This window comes from Sphingomonas paucimobilis NBRC 13935 (assembly GCF_000739895.2).
Taxonomy (GTDB): domain Bacteria; phylum Pseudomonadota; class Alphaproteobacteria; order Sphingomonadales; family Sphingomonadaceae; genus Sphingomonas; species Sphingomonas paucimobilis.
Genome location: NZ_BBJS01000011.1, coordinates 84,167 through 103,338, shown reverse-complemented (window position 1 = coordinate 103,338; position 19,172 = coordinate 84,167). Strand labels below are relative to the sequence as shown.

General features: G+C 65.4%; 15 protein-coding genes. 3 read left to right on the top strand and 12 right to left on the bottom strand.

From position 1 onward, the window contains the following. From SP6_RS03420 to SP6_RS03395, 6 genes are all read right to left on the bottom strand, one after another. A partial coding sequence (locus tag SP6_RS03420) for an electron transfer flavoprotein subunit beta/FixA family protein (RefSeq protein ID WP_042468542.1) occupies positions 1–726 on the bottom strand: 726 nt, incomplete at its 3' end. A 14-nt stretch (positions 727–740) separates the two neighbouring features. Further along, on the bottom strand, positions 741–2,051 hold the full coding sequence (locus tag SP6_RS03415; protein WP_007404227.1) for an OmpP1/FadL family transporter: 1,311 nt from the start codon (positions 2,049–2,051) through the stop codon (positions 741–743). A 35-nt stretch (positions 2,052–2,086) separates the two neighbouring features. Next, positions 2,087–2,494: a DUF2147 domain-containing protein gene (locus SP6_RS03410; protein WP_037567999.1), complete on the bottom strand. Its 408-nt coding sequence runs from the start codon at positions 2,492–2,494 to the stop codon at positions 2,087–2,089. 163 nt (positions 2,495–2,657) lie between these two features. Next, positions 2,658–4,454: an acyl-CoA dehydrogenase C-terminal domain-containing protein gene (locus SP6_RS03405; protein WP_007404185.1), complete on the bottom strand. Its 1,797-nt coding sequence runs from the start codon at positions 4,452–4,454 to the stop codon at positions 2,658–2,660. Between the two features lie 18 nt (positions 4,455–4,472). Beyond that, positions 4,473–6,800 carry a 3-hydroxyacyl-CoA dehydrogenase/enoyl-CoA hydratase family protein gene (locus tag SP6_RS03400; RefSeq protein WP_037568084.1) on the bottom strand — a complete coding sequence of 776 codons (2,328 nt, stop codon included), beginning with the start codon at positions 6,798–6,800 and terminating at the stop codon, positions 4,473–4,475. After that, positions 6,800–7,936 carry a thiolase family protein gene (locus tag SP6_RS03395; protein WP_007404200.1) on the bottom strand — a complete coding sequence of 379 codons (1,137 nt, stop codon included), beginning with the start codon at positions 7,934–7,936 and terminating at the stop codon, positions 6,800–6,802. Before SP6_RS03395 ends, SP6_RS03400 begins: the two co-directional genes overlap by 1 nt. Positions 7,937–8,079: 143 nt before the next feature. Here SP6_RS03395 and SP6_RS03390 point away from each other — a divergent pair, with 143 nt between their 5' ends. Then, the gene (locus tag SP6_RS03390; RefSeq protein ID WP_042468547.1) at positions 8,080–9,801 is read left to right on the top strand and encodes a long-chain-fatty-acid--CoA ligase; all 1,722 of its coding nucleotides are present in this window, start codon (positions 8,080–8,082) and stop codon (positions 9,799–9,801) included. Further along, a complete protein-coding gene (locus SP6_RS03385; RefSeq protein WP_007404251.1) occupies positions 9,798–10,190 on the top strand; it encodes a MerR family transcriptional regulator in 393 nt (130 codons plus the stop codon). The genes SP6_RS03390 and SP6_RS03385 overlap by 4 nt, the downstream gene beginning before the upstream one ends. Before the next feature lie 370 nt (positions 10,191–10,560). Here SP6_RS03385 and SP6_RS03380 read toward each other — a convergent pair whose 3' ends face one another. From SP6_RS03380 to SP6_RS03370, 3 genes are read right to left on the bottom strand one after another with little or no spacing between them, the layout of a single operon-like run. Next, positions 10,561–12,054: an efflux transporter outer membrane subunit gene (locus SP6_RS03380; protein WP_007404100.1), complete on the bottom strand. Its 1,494-nt coding sequence runs from the start codon at positions 12,052–12,054 to the stop codon at positions 10,561–10,563. Between the two features lie 8 nt (positions 12,055–12,062). After that, positions 12,063–13,652 (bottom strand): MDR family MFS transporter, encoded by a 1,590-nt coding sequence (locus SP6_RS03375; RefSeq protein WP_007404239.1) that lies wholly within the window; start codon positions 13,650–13,652, stop codon positions 12,063–12,065. Beyond that, entirely contained in the window at positions 13,649–14,845 is a 1,197-nt protein-coding gene (locus SP6_RS03370; RefSeq protein WP_007404087.1) for an HlyD family secretion protein, read from the bottom strand. The genes SP6_RS03375 and SP6_RS03370 overlap by 4 nt, the downstream gene beginning before the upstream one ends. A 96-nt stretch (positions 14,846–14,941) precedes the next feature. Here SP6_RS03370 and SP6_RS03365 point away from each other — a divergent pair, with 96 nt between their 5' ends. Continuing rightward, positions 14,942–15,403: a MarR family winged helix-turn-helix transcriptional regulator gene (locus SP6_RS03365; protein ID WP_007404034.1), complete on the top strand. Its 462-nt coding sequence runs from the start codon at positions 14,942–14,944 to the stop codon at positions 15,401–15,403. 64 nt (positions 15,404–15,467) lie between these two features. Here SP6_RS03365 and SP6_RS03360 read toward each other — a convergent pair whose 3' ends face one another. The 3 genes from SP6_RS03360 to SP6_RS03350 all read right to left on the bottom strand — a co-directional run bounded on the left by SP6_RS03360 (position 15,468) and on the right by SP6_RS03350 (position 19,154). Next, positions 15,468–15,932, bottom strand: a complete 465-nt coding sequence (locus SP6_RS03360) for a response regulator (RefSeq protein WP_082052413.1) — start codon at positions 15,930–15,932, stop codon at positions 15,468–15,470. Continuing rightward, complete coding sequence (locus SP6_RS03355; protein ID WP_007404230.1) at positions 15,895–17,031, bottom strand: GAF domain-containing protein; 1,137 nt, start codon at positions 17,029–17,031, stop codon at positions 15,895–15,897. The genes SP6_RS03360 and SP6_RS03355 overlap by 38 nt, the downstream gene beginning before the upstream one ends. A 158-nt stretch (positions 17,032–17,189) precedes the next feature. Then, a complete protein-coding gene (locus SP6_RS03350) occupies positions 17,190–19,154 on the bottom strand; it encodes a CocE/NonD family hydrolase (RefSeq protein WP_007404187.1) in 1,965 nt (654 codons plus the stop codon). Positions 19,155–19,172 lie beyond the last annotated feature (18 nt).

Genomic DNA, 19,172 nt, shown 5'->3' with positions numbered 1-19,172 from the left:
CAGTTTCTCGACCAGCTCGTCGACCGAGCCGACCTTGACGCCCGCCTGGCGCTTACCGGGCTCGGCGACATGGGTGATCGTCAGGCGCGGCGCGATGTCGACGCCGTAATCGGCCGCCGTCTTGGTCGCCATCGGCTTGGACTTGGCCTTCATGATGTTGGGGAGCGACGCATAGCGCGGCTCGTTGAGGCGCAGGTCGGTGGTGACGATCGCGGGCAGCGTGAGGGCCACCGTCTCCAGGCCGCCATCGACCTCGCGGGTGACGTTGGCGGTCTGGCCGTCGATCTCGACCTTGGACGCGAACGTGCCCTGTGCCCAGCCGAGCAGCCCGGCGAGCATCTGGCCGGTCTGGTTGTTGTCGCCGTCGATCGCCTGCTTGCCCAGGATGACGAGGCCGGGCTGTTCCTCCTCGACCACCTTGGCGAGCAGCTTGGCGACGCCGAGCGGCTCCACCGGCTGGTCCGAAGTGATGAGGATCGCCCGGTCCGCGCCCATGGCGAGCGCGGTGCGCAGCGTGTCCGCCGCCTTGGGCTCGCCGATCGAGACGACGACCACTTCCGCAGCCGCCCCCTTCTCCTTCAGCCGGATCGCCTCTTCCACCGCGATCTCGTCGAACGGGTTCATCGACATCTTCACGTTCGCCAGATCGACGCCCGTCCCGTCCGCCTTCACACGCGGCTTCACGTTATAATCCAACACCCGCTTCACGGGCACGACGATCTTCATCAAATCAAACTCCGTCAGAAGCTGAAGCGGCCACCGATCGACGCCACGAACGCACGCGCATTCTGCACCTGGCCGTTGGTCAGGATCGGCGTCTGCACGGCCGTACCCGCATAGGCGGCGGTGCGACGGTCGATGCTAGCGTTGGTGAAGTCGATATAGCTGCCCGCCGCATCCAGCGTGAAGCGCGGCGTCACCTGGTACGAGCCGCCGATCGAGTAGTTCCAGCGGTTCGCATCGGGCACGCGCGCGTCGCGATTGCCGTTCTGGGTCGGGGTGATGCCGCGCTGCACGCCCGCGCGCAGGGTCAGGCGGTCATTGGCCGCATAATCGAAACCGCCAGCCAGCGAGAAGCTGTTCTTGTAGTTCTCGGGGATCGCGGTGTTGATCGGCGCGCCGAGGCGGATCGCGTCGAAATCGGCCCAGGTGAAGCGCACCGCCTGGGCGTTGAGCGTCAGCTTGTCAGTGGCGCGGAAACGGCCCGCAACGATGATCTGCGCCGGGGTATAGAATTCCGCCGTCGCGCCATCGACCGTCCGGTTCTGGCCTGCGAGGGGCCCGAGCAGACCGCCCACTTCCAGGCTGCCCTTGAGCTGGTGCTTGATGCGCGACTTGTAGCTGATGCCGACGGTTGCCCAGTCATTGTGCAGCTGCACACCGGCGGTCCATCCCAGATCCCAGCCATCGCCCTTCAGGCGCTGGAAACCATCGGGCAGCGCCGAGGACAGGTTGGGCAGCGCATTGCCCAGCTCGGCCTTGGTATATTCGACGTTCAGCGCGCCGCCGACGCGCAGCCAGTCGAGCAGCGCCACGCCGACCGAGGGCTGGATGTCGATGGTCCGCAGCTCGGTCTTGAGCGCGCTGTAGCGGGCCCAGCTATTCGCCTCATATTCGGTGGTGAAGCTGTAGGGCGAGGTCACCGCCAAGCCGACCGCGACCCGGTCGTTCAGCGGGAAAGCGACCGCGCCCGAGGGGACGACACCGCGATTGATCGGATCGCTCGACACCCGGTTGCCACCGACCGGCTGGAAGGTCTGGCCCGGGCGGCGGATCAGCGTGCCGGTATCGACGACATCGCCCTTGGGAATGATCGCCGAGGCGCCGAGCACCGCTTCGCCGCGTTCCATACCGGCGATCGATGCCGGGTTCCACCACAGCGACGACGCGCCGGTGTCGGCACCCTCACCCGAAAAGGCGCGGCCCTGGCCACGAGTCGACTGTTCCTGAAGATAGAAGGCCTGGCCATGCGCCGCCCCCGCAAAGGCGAAGGACGAAGACAGGATGGCGGTCGCCAGGAGCGGAGCCTTAAAGGACTTGGTCATGAGCATACTCCCCGGAAATATTTTGTGATTAGGCAAAAGGATCAGCGAATACGGGTCCAGGTCTGCGTCTTGCAGAGCGGCACGAAGACGCAGCCGCGCACCTTCAGCGTGTCGGGCCCTTCGGGCGTCAACTTGGCGCTATAGGTCTTGCCGTCCTCGGCATTGTAGATGGTGCCGCCGCTCCAGACATTGCCGTCCTGCGAAAAGCCCTGAAGGATCAGCAGGTTCTTGAGCGGGCGATTGCGCAGCTTGGCATCGCGGTTGTTCTGGTCGGTCAGATTGGGATTGGTGCGCAGCTTTTCGGAGCTGAGGATCCGGCCACAAACCGAGTTGCCGCACTTCTGGATTTCAACCACGCCACCGCGCGTCTGGGTCTGCCAGCGACCGATCACCGTGTCCGCATTCGCACCGGCCGCCGCCAGGGCCATGGCCGTCAGGGTCAACAACATGCCTCTTCTCCTCTCCACACCCGCCATTCGGGCCGGAACGCCGCTTTATGCACGGTCGCCCCCGAATTTCCCTATACGTCCGTCACGTGACGCATAGGACAACATCCTTCTATGACTACGATGCCGACTGACCTCAATCAAGTCCCGCCGGCATCGTGTCACCTCAAAACGCCTCCAATTCCAGCGCCATCGTCGAACGCTTGCCCGACTTGATCGCCAGGAACGCCGCCGTCGCCTGCGGCAGGATGCGATCGAAGAAGAAACCGGCGGTGGCGAGCTTGGCGGTGTAGAACGCCGCCTCGTCCGTGCCCTCGGCGAGCCGCTCGGTCGCGATCCGCGCCGATTTCAGGAAGCAGTGGCCGATGCCGACCAGCCCGAGCAGCCGCAGATAATCGGTCGCCGCCGCGCCCGCTTCCTCGGGGTCCTTCATGCCCTTCTGCGCGATCATGCCGGTGCTAAGCTGCAACGCGCCGAAGGCCTGCTGGAGCGCGGCGGCCCAGCCGGTGAGCGCCTTGTCCTCATGCTTGGTCAGCGCCTCGACCTGCTCGGACACTGCATGGAAGAAGGGACGCATATAGCGGCCCATATGCGCCGGCATCTTGCGACCGACCAAGTCAAGCGCCTGGACGCCGTTGGTGCCTTCGTAGATCTGGGCGATGCGGGCGTCGCGGACGAACTGCTCGATACCATGGTCGCGAATGAAGCCATGGCCGCCATGCACCTGCACCGCCAGATTGGCCGCGTCAAAGGCCAGGTCGGTGAACAATGCCTTCACGACCGGGGTCATCAGCGCGACGAAATCGGCCGCGCGCGCCTTGTCGGCCGGGTCGATGGCATGGGCCTCGGCATCCAGACCACGCGCCGCCCATTGGCCCAGCGCCCGACAGCCTTCGGCATAGACGCGCATCGTCATCAGCATCCGGCGTACGTCCGGGTGGACGATGATCGGGTCGGCGGGCAGATCGGGCCGCTTCGCGCCGCCCAGTGCCCGGCCTTGCAGGCGATCCTTGGCGTAAGCGACAGCCGACTGATAGGCGATCTCGTTGACGCCCAGACCCTGAATGCCCACCGACACACGCTCGGTGTTCATCATCGTGAACATGGCGGCCAGGCCCTTGTTCAGCTCGCCGACGACCCAGCCCTTGGAGTCGTTGAACTCCAGCTGGCAGGTGGCCGATGCCTTCAGGCCCATCTTGTGCTCGATCGCCGCGACGCTGACGCCGTTGGCCGGACCGACCGAGCCGTCGTCCTTGGGCAGATATTTCGGCACCAGGAACAGGCTGATCCCCTTCACCCCCTTGGGCGCATCGGGCGTGCGCGCGAGGACGAGGTGGATCACGTTATCGGTCAGGTCATGGTCGCCCGCCGAGATGAAGATCTTGCCGCCGGTGATCGCATAGGAGCCATCCTCCTGCGGCTCGGCACGGGTGCGCAGCAGCCCCAGATCGGTGCCGCAATGCGCCTCGGTCAGGCACATCGTCCCCGACCATTCGCCCGAGATCATCTTGGGCAGATAAAAGCTCTTGAGGTCTTCCGAGCCATGGCCCATCAGCGCGGTGGTCGCGCCGTGGGTCAGGCCGGGATAAAGGCTGAACGACAGGTTGGTCGCGCAGATCATCTCCTCGACCAGCTTGTTCACCGCCTCGGGCAGCCCCTGCCCGCCATATTCGACCGGCGAGGCGAGCGCGGCCCAGCCGCCTTCGCAGAACTGGCTATAGGCTTCCTTGAACCCGGCGGGCGTGCGGACGACGCCATTCTCCAGCTTGCAGCCTTCGATGTCGCCGGTGGCGTTGAGCGGCAGCAGCACTTCCTGCGTGACGCGTGCCGCCTCTTCGAGGATGGCGTCGTACAGTTCGGGACCGAATTCGTCCTGCCCCGCGACGGGGCCGAACTCGTCCTCCTTGAACAGTTCGTGGAGGACGAAACGCATGTCGCGTAGCGGCGCGTTATAGACTTGCATGGGATTATCCTCTCCCGATCAATTGCGCAGCGGCTTGCCGGTTTCGAGCATATGCTCGACCCGCGCCTGGGTCCGCGCATCCTTGACGCTTTCCATGAAGGCGGCGCGTTCCAGCTTGAGCAGCTGATCCTCGCTCACCTCGTCGATCAGGTCGGCCTCGCCGCCGGTGACGATGTTCGCCAGACGGCCCGCCACCACCACGTCGTACGGCGTGGCGACGCCCTTCTTGGCGAAGTCGGCAACCGCGCCGTTGAAAGCGACCCGTCCGGCCGCACCCGGCAGGCGGAAGATCGGCTTTTCGGGCGGCTGATAGCCCTCGACCAGCGACAGCGCCTTCTGCTTGGCATCGGCCAGCAACCGGTCGCGGTTCATGGTGATGCCGTCGTCCTTGCGGAGATAGCCCAAGTCCTTGGCCAGCGCCGCCGAGCGCGACACTTGCGCGGTCGAGATGGTCTCGAACGCCTTCATGACCGCAGGCATCGGCCCCTTGGGCATCTTGGGCGATTTGGCGAGGCGATCGATCAACTCGCCATTGCCGCCCCAGCCGGGCACCAGACCGACGCCGGTCTCGACCAGGCCGATATAGCTTTCCGCATGGGCCTGGATCGCATCGGCATGGAGCAGGATTTCGCAACCACCGCCCAGCGCCATGCCCGCCGGTGCGGCGACCACCGGGAAAGGCGCGTATTTCAGCGCCTTGTACGCCTGCTGCCCCGCGACGACCAGCTTGTCGACCTCGCCCCAGGCCGCGATGTTCACCGCGAACATGGCGAGGCCGAGATTGGCACCGGCCGAGAAGTTGCTGCCCTCGTTATAGACGACCAGCGCCTTATACTGGCTCTTCACCAGCGCGATGGTCTTCTGCAGGAGCGACAAAACCTGCTCGTCCAGCGCGTTCATCTTGCCAGTGAACTCGAACGCCACGACGCCGTCACCGACATCCCAGGCCGAGGCCGAACCGTTCTTGAGCAGCGGCTCAGAGCGCAGCTTGATGTCTTCCAGCAGCAGCACGCCTTCGGCGCGGACGACATCGGCATAGTCGCCGCCGACCGTCAGATACTGACGCTTGCCATCGACCACGCGGTAGAAAGGACGGTCGCCCGCGGTCTCCAGCAGCGCCGGGACCGGCTTGCCCTCGGCGCGGAGCCGCTCGGCCAGCTTGCCCGGCCCCATCCGGTCGATCAGCTCGAACGGACCGAACTTCCAGTTATAGCCCAGCTTCATCGCGTCATCGATCGCGACCACATCGTCGGCCGCCTCGCCGACCAGACCCGCCGCATAGGACAGGACAGGACCCAGGATCGCCCAGGCATAGTCGCCGACCTTGCCCGGCGTCGCGACCAACGCGGCCAAATCCTTCTCGGCACGGCCGGGCAGACGATCTGGCTTCTTCTCAGGCCGGTATTCGCCGGTCTGGAGGTCGAGCGACTGCTTGGCCTTGGTCCCATCGGGCTTCTTGTCGAGGCGATAGAAACCGCCCTTGCCCTTGCGACCGGTAAAGCCTTCCGCGATCATCTTGTCGATCAGCGGCAGCGGGCGGATCGTGTCGAAATAGGCGTCACCCTCCGGCAGGGTCGAGGACAGCGACTTGGCGAGCAGCGGCATCAGGTCGATGCCGACCAGGTCGAGCAGCCCAAAAATGCCGGTCTTGGGCACGCCCATCGGCCGCCCACCGATCTGGTCCGCCTCCTCGACGGTCAGCCCCTGGTCGAGCGCGGCGTTGAGCGCGATCGCCAGCCAATAGGTGCCAATGCGGTTGGCGATGAAGCCCGGCGTGTCCTTGGCGCGGACGATCCGCTTGCCCATGCGGTGATCGACGAACTGCTCGACCTTGGCGGCGACACCGGCGTCGGTATCGGGCGAGGTCACGATCTCGATCAGCCGCATATAGCGCGGCGGATTGAAGAAATGGGTGATGAGGAAGTCTTGTCTGAACTGCGCCGACCGCCCCTCGACCAGATGGCCGAGCGGAATGGTCGAGGTGTTGGACGACACCGCCGTGCCAGGACGCTTCAATTCCTCCAGCCGGGCATAAAGCGCCTGCTTGATGTCCAGCCGCTCGACCACCGCCTCGACGATCCAGTCGCACTCGGCGACCTTGCCCAGGTGATCCTCGATATTGCCCGTTTCCACCAGCTTGGCGGCGGCAGGCGACATGAAGGCCGCGGGCTCGGTCTTGAGCATCTTCGCCACGGCACCCTTGGCGATGGCGTCGCGATCGGCACCGTCCTTGGGCACGATGTCGAGCAGCAGGACGGGGACACCGGCATTGGCAACCTGCGCCGCGATGCCAGCTCCCATCACCCCTGCGCCGATCACGCAAACCTTATTGATCGTGTCAGCCATCATGCACGCTCCAGAACCGTGGCGATGCCCTGCCCGCCGCCGATGCACTGGGTGGCAAGCGCATAGTGGCCGCCGTCACGTGCCAGCAGCGCGGCTGCCTTGCCGACGATGCGCGCGCCGGTGGCGCCCAGAGGATGGCCGATCGCTATCGCGCCGCCATCCTTGTTGATCGTCTCGTCCTTGAGGCCCAGATCGCGGATGCAGGCGATCGCCTGGCTGGCAAAGGCTTCGTTGATCTCGACCACGTCGAGGTCGCTGGCCGACACGCCCGCGCGCGCCAGCGCCTTCTTGGACGAACCGATCGGGCCGAGGCCCATCGTCTCAGGCTCGCAGCCCGAAATACCGACCGACTTGATACGGGCCAAGATTTTCAGACCATGTTTCTTGGCGAACTCTTCCGAGGTAACGAGTACCGCCGCCGCGCCATCGGTCAGCGGCGACGCGGTACCCGCCGTCACCGTACCGTCCTTGTCGAAGGCAGGCTTCAGGCCGGACAGGACTTCCTCGGTCGTGTCGGGACGGATCAGACCGTCCTCGGTGACATCGCCCGCCTTGGTGTGGATCGGCACGATCTCATCGGCCAGACGCCCGGCGGCGCGGGCCTCGGCGGCCTTCTTCTGGCTGGCGACCGCGAACTTCTCCTGTTCGGCGCGGGTGATCTGATACTTCTGCGCGACATTCTCGGCAGTCTGGCCCATGCCCATATAGGCGCCCGGCCGCGCGGCCGCGAGTTCGGGGTTGGGCAGCGGATTATAGCCCCCCATCGGCACGCGGCTCATCGACTCGATGCCGGCGCAGATGAAGGCCTCGCCTGCGCCGATCTGGATCTGGCCCATGGCGATATGGATCGCCGACATGGACGATCCGCAGAAGCGGTTCACCGTCATGCCGCCGACCGACAATGGCAAGTCCGCGAGCAGGCCGATCAGCCGCGCGACGTTCATCCCCTGCTCGCCCTCGGGAAAGGCGCAGCCCAGGATGATGTCCTCGATTTCGGCGGGATCGACGCCGCTGCGCTCGATGAGTCCCCGAATCACCTGGGCGGCGATATCATCGGGGCGAACCCGGGCCAGGGCACCCTTGCCCGCCTGCGTAAAGGGAGAGCGGGCATAGCCGGCGATCACGATGTTGGTCATCCAATCCTCTCTTGTGCGGTCATCTTTGGGCTTGCAGCCTCACGTTAAGGTGCGTTACCTACCCTATACGTAAACACCATAAGAAACTCGACCGCAATCGACAACCGGGTATGGTCGAAAAAATATCGAAGGAGAGCCGCACGATGACGATCGGATCTGTCGCAGAGGCTGGAGGTGGGGGCGCCAGGGGGCAGGCGACGGGACGACCACTGTCGTTCGAGCCGCGGTTGCTGACCGACATGTTCGAGACTACGGTACGGCGGCATCGGGATCGCCCCGCCATCGATTTCATGGGTCGAATCACCCGCTATGGCGAACTCAGCGACATGGTCGATCGCGCCGCCGCCGGGCTTCAGGCGCTGGGGGTCAAGCCGGGTATGCGGGTCGCGCTCTGCCTGCCCAATATCGTCTATTACCCGGTCCTGTTCTTCGCGACGCTGAAGGTCGGTGGCATCGTCGTCAACGTCAACCCGCTCTATGTCGAGCGCGAGCTGTGCCATCTTCTGGAGGACTCGGGCGCGGAGATCATCGCGACCTGTGACATTCCCGACATCTATGAACGGGTCAGCAAGGCCGCCGACAAATTGGCGTTGCGCCATGTCATCGCCTGCCCCGTCGCCGACGCCCTGCCGGTCGTGAAGGGCTGGGCCTATCGGCTGCTCAAGCGCTCGATGATCGCCAAGCCGGGCCCCGCCCCCCGCCACCTGACCTTCGCGCAGATGATGAAGCGGGGCACCCAGACCAGCCCCGTCTCCGCCAAGCCCGACGACGTGGCCGTGCTGCAATATACCGGCGGCACCACCGGCAGCCCCAAGGCGGCGATGCTGTCCCATGCCAATCTGATCGCCAATGCCGATGCGATGGTGGTGCACACCGGCGGCGAGGAGGCGATCGGCGAGGAACGTATCCTGGGCGTCCTGCCCCTCTTCCACGTCTTCGCGCTCACCACGGTGCTCAGCTTCGCCATCCGCGTCGGCGCCGAGATGATCCTGCTGCCCCGGTTCGAGCTGGATCAGGTGCTCAGGACCATCGCGCGCAGCAAGCCGACCTATTTCCCGGCCGTCCCCACCATCTACAATGCGATCGCGGGCGTGGCCGAGGCACGCAGCGTCGACCTGTCGGCGATCAAGGCCTGTATCTCGGGCGGTGCGCCGCTTCCCGCCGAGGTGCGCGTCGCGTTCGAGACGACGACCGGCGGCAAGCTGGTCGAGGGCTATGGCCTGTCGGAAGCGTCGCCGATTATCACCTGCAACCCGCTGACCGGTGAGAATAAGGGCGGGTCGGCCGGCCTCCCCTTCCCCGGCACCACGATCGAGATCCGCGACCGCGACAATCCCGACCGGCTGATGCCGCCGGGTGAGGTCGGCGAAATCTGCGCGCGCGGGCCACAGGTGATGTCCGGCTATTGGAACAAGCCGGCGGAGAGCGAGCAGGTCTTTATCGACGGCGCGCTGCGCACGGGCGATGTCGGCTATCTCGACGAGGACGGTTATCTGTTCATCGTCGACCGGATCAAGGACGTGATCCTGTGCGGCGGCTATAACGTCTATCCGCGTATGATCGAGGAAGCGCTGTACGAGCATCCCGCCGTCGCCGAGGCGGTCGTGATCGGCGTGCCCGATGCCTATCGTGGCCAGTCGCCCAAGGCCTTTGTCACTCTGACCCCGGACCATGAGGTTTCCCCTACGGAATTGCGTGTATTTCTACAGGACAAGGTCAGCAAGATCGAGCTTCCCCGCGAGGTCGAAATCCGCAAGAGCCTGCCCAAGACCTTGATCGGCAAATTGTCGAAAAAGGAACTGGTCGAGGAAGAACTGGCGAAGGCGGCCGCCAAGGCGGCTGCGGGTGGGGGAACGACAGGGTGAGTGACGAAGAGGAGTTGCGCGGCATCCAGGATGTGGCCAACAGCCTGGGTGTGACGACGCGGACATTGCGCTTCTACGAGGATCGCGGCCTGATCGAGCCGCGCCGCGTCGGCACCGCGCGTGTCTATTCGAAGCGCGAAACGGGCCGGATGCAATTGATCCTGCGCGGCAAGCGGCTGGGCTTTTCGCTGCGCGAGATCGAGGAGTTTTTGCGGCTCTACGACGCCGATCCTCAGCATGTCGAACAGATGCGCGTGCTGGCCGAGCGATGCCGCGAGCGTATCGACGAGCTACGCCAGCAAATGACGGCGCTCATCCAGACGGTCGAGGAACTGGAGACGATCGAACGCGAAGCGCATGAGCGAATCGGCGCGGCCGAGAAGGTGTGAAAGGCCGGTGCATATCCCCCCTGGAAGGCGAGATAGCAGGGCGAAGCCCTGACGGAGGAGCGTCAGCGATCGCGAGCGTAGTACATTCAAGGCGTGCGGCGCCCCTCCAGCTTCGCTGGTCCTATCCCCTTACGGGAGGTCGGTGCAAAACCGGCCACACCATTCCGGCGAAGGCCAAGATCCAGTTGGGTAAACGCCGGTAAGCCGCCCCATCGCGTCGCGACTGGACCCCGGCCTTCGCCGGGGTGGAGCACATGAAGAAGATCAAGCTTCGCAACGATCCCCATCAGGGAGGACGCGTGACCCTGGCGGCGATTGATCCGATGGGCTCCGTTCAACCCGTGGGTGCCGCAATATTAATCGCGAAGGATCACGCCCCGGTCGGCGCGCGCCAGCCCAGCCCGAGCGCCTTTTGCAACGCCACATAGTCGTTGGTCAGTCCGGCGACCGCCTGCGACAGTGATTGCTGTGCCGATACGCGCTGCCGCTCGGCATCCAGCGTGTCGATCAGCGTCGCGGCGCCCGCGCGGTAGCGTTGCTGCATCAGCACTGCCGAGCGATCGGCCGAAGCCTTGGCCCGAGCCAGCGTCGCGACCGTGTTGCGACGCGCGCGGAACCGGGCGAGCGCATCCTCCGCATCGCGCAGCGCCGACAGGACCGCCCCGCGATACTGCGCCTCCGCTTCGTCCCGCGCGCCCTCGGCTTGGCCGACACGGGCGTTGGCGCGACCGAAGTTCAGCACGTTCCACTGGAGCATCGGCGCGCCTAGCGTCACCAGATTGTCGAGATCGGTCAGCGCGTCGAGCGACGTGCCGCCGATGCCGATGATTCCCATCAGGTTGAGCCGCGGAAACTTCGCCGCCTCCGCCACGCCGATGCGGGCGGTCTGCGCCGCTAGACGGCGCTCGGCGGCGCGGATGTCGGGTCGGCGTTGCAACAGCGAGGTCGGATCACCCACTGCCACCTGCGCGGGCGGCAAGGGCACCGGCGCCGCCTGCCCCAGGCGCTGGTCGAGCGTTCCCGGCGCTTCGCCGATCAGAATGGCCAGCGCGTTGAGATAGGTCTCGACCGAGGCCGAGAGCGGCAGGATCTGTGCATCGGTGCTTTCCACCTGATTGCGCAGCCGCTCGACCTCAAGCTGCGAGGCGGTGCCGTTGTTGAACCGCTGCTGCGTCAGGTTCAGCGTGTCGCGCTGCATCCGCGATGCCTCACGCGCCAGGATCAGCCGCTGCTGCGCGTCGCGAAGCCCGACATAAGCCTGGGCGACATCCGCGCTGAGCGACACTTGCGCGTCGGCGACATTGGCCTCCGCCGCCGCCGCATTGGCCCGGGCCGCCTCGACCGTGCGGCGCTGGCCACCGAACAGATCAATCTCCCAGCTCGCATCGAAGCCGAGATTGAAGAAGTCGAGGCTCTGTCCGCCCGAACCACCGCCGGCCGCACCGCCATTGGCACCACCCTGGCCACCGCCTTGCTCGCCGCCACCCTGTTGCTGCCCGCCACCGAGATTGATCCCCGGCAGGTCGGCATGGAGATAGGTCGCACTGGCATTGGCATTGGGCGCCTGATTGGCCCGCTCCAGCCGCAGCGAGGCGCGCGCCTGCTTCAACCGTGCCTGCGCCACCGCGACATTGGGATTGGCGGCCAGCGCCTGCTCCTCCAGCCAGGTGAGCATCGGGTCGTTCAACGTCGTCCACCACTCGGCGACCGCAGGTGCGGTCGTCGCGACGCTGGCATCGGCGCGGGCGAAGCCGGCGGGCGGTTGCGCCGCCGAACCGACACCCTTGGGAGGTCCCGCATAATTGGGCCCGACGGTGCAGGCCCCCAGCAGGAGGAGCGGAATCAGGGAAAGCTGCTTGCGCATCATGGGTCTCAATGCATCGCCACGGGGCCGCCCTGGGGCAGCGGGCGGAGGAAGAGGACGAGCGGCATCACCATCAGGATGCCCACGCACAAAATCCAGAACAGGTCGTTATAGGTCATCACCAGCGCCTGTTGCCGGATGGTATTGCCGATCATGCGATAGGCCGCCTCGGTACTGCCGAATTGCTGGGTCAGCCCGGTAAGCCAGTCCTGCACCGACTGGGCATTGGCCGACAGCGATTCCTCCAGACGCCGCTCGTGCAGGAAGCTGCGCTGGTCCTGGACGGTCGCGATACCGGCCAAGGCGAAGGAGCCGCCCAGATTGCGCGCTGCGCTGAACAGCCCGGCGGCGTCACCGGCCTGTTCGGGCGGCACCGAGGAGATTGCCGCCTGGTTCAGGAACAACATGCCTAGGATGGTGCCGACGCCGCGCAACAACTGGGAGTCGGTGAACGAACTGCCGGTCGAGTCCGCCGTCAGCACGGTGTCGATCCCTGCGCTCAGCGCCATGATGCCCAGCCCCAGCGCCACCGCGATACGGATATCGACCTTTTTGATCAGGAACGGAGTGAAGGGCATCATGATCAGGCTGGGAATGCCGCTGAGCAGCACCACCTTGCCCGCCTGGAACGCGTTATAACCGGCGATCGCGGCCAGGAACTGCGGGATCACATAGGAGGTACCGTAGAGCACCATGCCCAGCACGATGCCCATGATGACCACGCTGCCGAACTGGCGGTCGAGGAGCAGCTTCAGCCGGATGACGGGCCGCGACGCGACGAACTGGCCGGCGAACAACAGGCCGAAGCCGATGATCGACAGGATGGTCAGCTCGATGATTTCACGCGACTCGAACCACTGCTCGCGTTGGCCTTCTTCCAGCACGACGGTCAGGCCGCCCAACCCCAAAGCAAGGCCGGCAATGCCCAGCCAGTCGGCCTTCAACAGCTCCGACAGATGCGGCTTCTGGTGCGGCAGGCCGACGAGCAGCAATGTGACCAGGATCGCCCCGACCGGCACGTTCAGGAAAAAGGCATAATGCCAGCTGATATTCTCGGTCAGCCAGCCACCGATCAACGGCCCCATGACGGGGCCGAGAATGGCGGTGACGCCGAAAAAGGCGGTCCCGATCGGCTGCTGCTCGCGCGGCAGGCGGGTGGCGATGATGGTGAGCGCGGTCGGGATCAGCGCGCCACCCGTAATCCCCTGCCCCGCGCGACCGATGATCATCATCGTCAAATTGGTCGAAAGCCCGCACAGCACCGAAAAGGCCGTGAACAGGATCGAGGCGATCAGCAGGAAGGTGCGCAGGCCAAGCAAGCGCTCGAGCCAGGCCGACAGCGGGATGATGATGATCTCGGCGACCAGATAGGAGGTCGCGATCCACGTCCCCTCCGTCCCGCTCGCGCCGATCTCGCCCTGGATGGTGGGGAGCGCGGAATTGACGATCGAGATGTCGAGCGTCGCCATCAGCGCGCCGATGCTGCCCGCCGCGACGGCCAGCCAGGCGGTCAGGTCGGCCTTGGCCGGGGCACCGCCACTCGCACGGGCAGGTGCCTTGGCCGGGCCGCCCCGGGCGGGGGCCGCAGCGGCGCTCACCGGCCCTGCGCCCCCTCCCGCGCTTCGTTATGCTGGTCCTGCTGCTCGGCGATGCGCTTCAAAGCACCCTTGGCCGAGCGGGTGTCGACGACCACCTCGACCGACATGCCGGGGACGAGCAGGCTGCGCGTCTGCGGATCGGCGTCGACCGCGATGCGGACAGGCACGCGCTGGACGATCTTGGTGAAGTTGCCGGTCGCATTCTGCGGTGGCAACAGCGAGAATTGCGCGCCGGTGCCCGGTGCCACGCTTTCGACATGGCCCTTGATCTCGACATCGGGCAGCGCATCCACCTCGATCTTCACCGGCTGGCCGGGGCGCATCAGGCCCAGTTGCGTTTCCTTGAAGTTCGCCTCGATATAAAGCTGGCTGACGGGCACGATCGACATGGTACGGGTGCCGGCCTGTACGAACTGGCCGACACGCACCGTCTTGTTGCCGACACGGCCCGCGATCGAGGCGCGGATCAGGGTCGAACCCAGATTGACCTCGGCGGCATCGAGCTGCGCCTTGGCGGCCTGGCCCTGCGAGCGGGCCTGCTGCACCTGGGCATTCAGTGTGCCGACGCGGCGCTGCGCAGCGGCGAGCGCGGCGGAGGCACTGGCGACGCGGGCATTGGCCTGGCGTGCCTGGTTCTGAAGCTGCGACAGGCGCTCGCGGCTCTCCGCCCCCGAGGCGGCGAGCGGAGTGTAGCGCGTCACTTCGGCCTGGGCGAAGGCGGCATCGCTCTGCGCGGCGCGAAGCTCGGCGCGGGCGCGGTCGATCGCGGCCTGCTGCTCGCGGATCTGCGCCTGAACGCCCTCGGCATTGGCGCGTGCGACGCCGATCTGCGCCTGAATCTGCGCGGTCTGCGCGCTATAATCGCGCGTGTCGATCTGAAGCAGCGGCTGGCCGGCCTTGACGTCCTGATTCTCGCCGACGAACACCTTGTCGACATAGCCGGACACCTTCGGCGCCACGGTCACTGCGTCCGCCTGGATGAAGGCGTCGTTGGTCGACTGCATATACTGGCCAACGCTCTTGTAGCGCGCATACCAGAACACCCCGCCGATAATCGCGATGGCGGCCACGACAAGCAGAATGACCCGGATACGCCGCTTCTTCTGCGGCGATGCGACCTCGGCCGCATCGTCCTGCGGCACGTGGGTTGCGGCGTCTTCCTGGCCGTCATTTACTTGGTTAGCGTCGGCCATGCCGGCCTCCCTGTCGATGGAATCAATAGAACTTGATGGTGCATTTGCTCGCACTTGCACAATAAGGCAAGACCATTTATTGAGCTACCTCATATTATGCAGACCCGCGAACCCCTGCTCGTACGCTATGGCCGCCTGTACATGCGTCTTCATCGACTGCTCGACCGGCGCATGGCGGCGCAGGGGGCATCGCTGGCGCGTGCCAAGATGCTGATGTTCATGAACAAGCACGCGCCGGTCCGCGCCGCCGACATTGCCGAATGCTTCAGCTTGGCGCCGCGTACCGTGACCCAGGCGATCGATACGATGGAGCGCGACGGGCTGGTGCGGCGCGTGCCCGATCCGGCCGACCGGCGCGCCAAGCGGCTGGACATCACCGATATGGGCCGACAGGTGCTGGAGCAGACCGAGCCGCTGCGCCGCGAGATCGTCGACCTCGCCTTTGGCACGCTGACCGACGAGGAAGCCGCGCAACTCGACCATATCCTGGCCAAGCTGGAAGACGCGATCGCCGCCGAGGTCGAGGATTTGCCGGGCTCTTGGGCTACCGGTCGCTAAATCCTGCCCTGATCGCGGCATAAGCCCGCCCCCTTCCCCGGATGAACGGCCTCGGCAATCGTCCCTAATTGCCGTTGTAAAGTCTGAGCGCGGCGGGCGGATCGTTGGGATGTCCGCCCCGGGCGATGACATAGGCGGCATGGACCGCCGCCCCCAAAGTGCCCGCGCGAAACGGCTTGGAGATGCAGCCGATGACCAGCGGATGACCGCCATGATCGGGGCAATTGCCGCTGAGAAACACACAAGGGATGCCGCGCTCGGCGATCATCTGCGCCGCCATGATGCCGCTATCGCCATCGGCCAGCTTGACGTCGCATAGCACCAGATCGGGGCGCTCGGCCTCCACCAGCTCCATCGCGGCGGCGACCGTGTCGGCGACGCCCGTAACGTGATGGCCGTGAAGCGTCAGCGCATCTTCAACGAGCATGGCGACCAAGGCCTCGTCCTCGATGATCAGCAGCTTGAGCTGCTGGTCGCCGAACCGGCTTTCGTCAGACTGCGGGACCGTGCCGATGCTCGCCGCCATCATGCGGCATAACCAAAATGAGGCACCCACTTCCCTCGCTCGTCAGCGTCGCACGCAGTTGATGGCATAATCTCGCGACCAATCGATCCGTCCCAACCAGATCGACGCCACGCTCCCATCCAACGCCGTCAAACGATATGCGCAGCATTTCGTTCCCATCGATCTGGCGCGTCGTCATATGGATGCGCGGCACCCCGATCTGCGCCTCCAACATGGTGTCGAGCAACAGGGCGGCGGCAACCGCCCGCTCGATGGGCACGGCGATGGCGTCTGGCGCTGCGATCTCGGGCGGTGCCTCGTCGCCGCGCAACTGCCCGATCACATCACCGAACAGGGCGGCCAGATCGACAAGCCCCGGCTCGGCGGTCGCGTAAAGCGGGCGATGCGCGCTGGCGAGCACCTGCAGCCGCTCCGCCGCCCGACCCAAGGCGGCGCGTGTCCGCGGGTCGGCGGCGGCACGAACCTCGTTGGTGACGAGACCGATCGCAACCTGAAGCGCGTTGCGGACCCGGTGATTAAGTTCGTCCAGCAGCCTTGTCTGGGTTTCGATGCCTTCCCGCAACGCCTGCTCGATCCGCAGCCGATGCTTGGCGAGCGAGACATAATGGCACAGCAGCGACAGCAGCCGCTGCTCTTCATCGGTGAAGGGCCCCGCCGCGCGTCGCCCGAAGCTGAGCGTGCCGAGCAATTGCTCGCCATAGAAAAGCGGCATGCACAGATAGGCTTTGACCCCGATCGAACGCACAAAGGCGGCGGCCGGGTCGTCCGAGTGCTGGATGTCGGTCAAGTGCAGCACCCGCCGCTCGCGCATGGCACGTGCGCAGAGCGAGCCGGCGATATCCAGATCCGCCATGGCGCGGCGCTGGGCCGGACTCAGCCCGCCACAGGCTTCCAGACGGATATCATCCGCATCGCGCCGGAAATTGAAGAACAGGTCCAGCCGCAATTCGTCCCGGATCAGCTCGAACAGCGCCTCGATCATCCGCGCCGGGTCGTCGGCCCCCATCAGGCGATCGGTCGCCGCCGCGATCAGCGCCAGATAGCGCCGCGTCGTATCCGGATCGCTGGCGACCGGTCCGATCGCATCGTCGACCAACGGCAAAGGCGCCGCATTCAGGGTGGTGGGAGAAGCCACCTTAAAAGGATAACAATTGCGAGGCCCCGGTCCAAGGGCCTTTAAAAAATTACGATGAACCGCAATCGCTTGGGGCGCGAGACCGGGTGGATCGGCGCTGCCGTCCACCCGGCCCCCTGCTACATTCAGCGGGCGATGACCGCCGACTGGTCGACCGGCACCACTGGCAACCACACGCGGCTGGCATTGGCGCCGCCGCGCTCCAGCGTGATCGTCGCCTTTTTGTAATCGCCGGCCTTCGCCGTGAAGATATTGGGCACGAAGGTCTGGGGATTGCGGTCGTAGAGCGGGAACAGGCTCGACTGGACCTGGATCATGATCCGGTGCCCCGGCTGGAACACATGGTTCACCGTCGGCAGGCGGAACTTGTATTCCTGCACCTTGCCCGCCGGGATGGCGGTCGGGTTGGCGAAGCTGTTGCGATAGCGTCCCCGGAAGATGTCGAGGCTGATCGGCAGTTCATAGCCGCCCATCTTGGGTTCGATCGCATCCTCGGACGGATAGACGTCGATGATCTTCACGACGAAATCGCCATCGGTGCCGGTCGTGCGCGCGAACAGGTCGGCGATCGGCGCGCCGGACACCCGCACCGCCTTGGTCAGCACGGGCGAACGATAGGTGACGACATCGGTGCGGCCATCGGCATGACGCTGATCGCTGACCAGCCAGTCGCCCCAGCGGCCGTCGCTGAAGTTCACCGGCCGCGATAGATGCGGCACGGGATTGGCCGGATCGGAGACATAACTGTCCTGCCCCGCCGCCGGCTTGTCAAAGCTCAGCCCCTCGTCGTCCGCCAGATAGAGCGGGGTCAGCGGGGCGGCGCAACCAGTCTGACAAGCGAGCGGCCATTGGGTGAGCTTGTCCCAATGATTCTCCCCGGTGTTGTAGATCGCCGCGCTGGGCAGATTGGCCGCCGGACCGTCCTTCAGATACTGGTTGAACAGCGGCAGGACCATGTCCTGGCGGAACTGCTTGGCGGTGTCGCCATTCCACTGGAACGGCCCCAGGCTGGTGCCGGTGCGGTTGATCTGGCTGTGCCGCCACGGGCCCATGACGAGGAAGTTGTTGCCCAGCTTCCCCTTGGCCTTCAGCGCTTCCCAGGACGTGATCGCACCGTACATATCCTCCTGGTCCCACAGCCCCTGTTCCCAAATGGTCGGGACATTGGAGGGATTGGCCGCCAGCAGCTTGTCGAGCGCCTGGCCCTGCCAATAAAAGTCATAGGACGGGTGCTGGACGATGCGCTGCCAGAAGGGCAGTTGGTCATATCCCGACTTCCTGGCCCAGTCGTTCGCTGAGCCGTAGCGGAAATTTTCATAATCGTCATAGCCGCCGCTGGACGGCGCGGTCCCCTCACCCTTGTAACCGGTCTGCGAACCGATCCAGCCGATATTGGCCAGGCGGAAGGCGCCGTAATGGAACCAGTCGTCGCCCATCCAGCCATCGATCATCGGGCTTTCGGGCGCCGCGACCTTCAATGCCGGGTGCGGGTTCAGCAGCGCCATGACGACGGTAAAGCCTTCATAAGACGAACCGATCATGCCGACGCGGCCGTTCGATTCAGGCAGGTTCGCCTTGTTCACCAGCCAGTCGATCGTGTCATAGGCATCGGTGGTGTGATCGACCTTGGTCGCGTTCAACGGGCCGATGACGGGGCGCGTCACGACATATTCCCCCTCCGAGCCATATTTGCCGCGAATGTCCTGATAGACGCGGATATAACCCGCCTTGACGAACTCCTCATCGGCCAGCGGCAGCGCCTCGATCATCTTGGCGCTGTCCGAACGCTTGGCGCGACCCGCGGCGTTATAGGGCGTGCGGGTCAGGACGATCGGCGCGTTGACCGCGCCCTTGGGGACGACGATCACCGTATAGAGCTTCGTCCCGTCGCGCATCGGGATCATCACCACCCGCTTGTCATAATCCCGCTCGGCGACGTTGGTCGGCGGCGTGAAGTGGGGCGGAATGTCGCTGACCGTCGAGTCGGTGACGACCTTGACCGGCTGACCCGTCACGGGTGCCTGTTGCGCGGTGGCGGGCGTCAGGACGGCGAGCGCGCTGGCGGCGAGCAGAAGGTTGCGGAAACGCATGGAAAAACGGACCCCCTC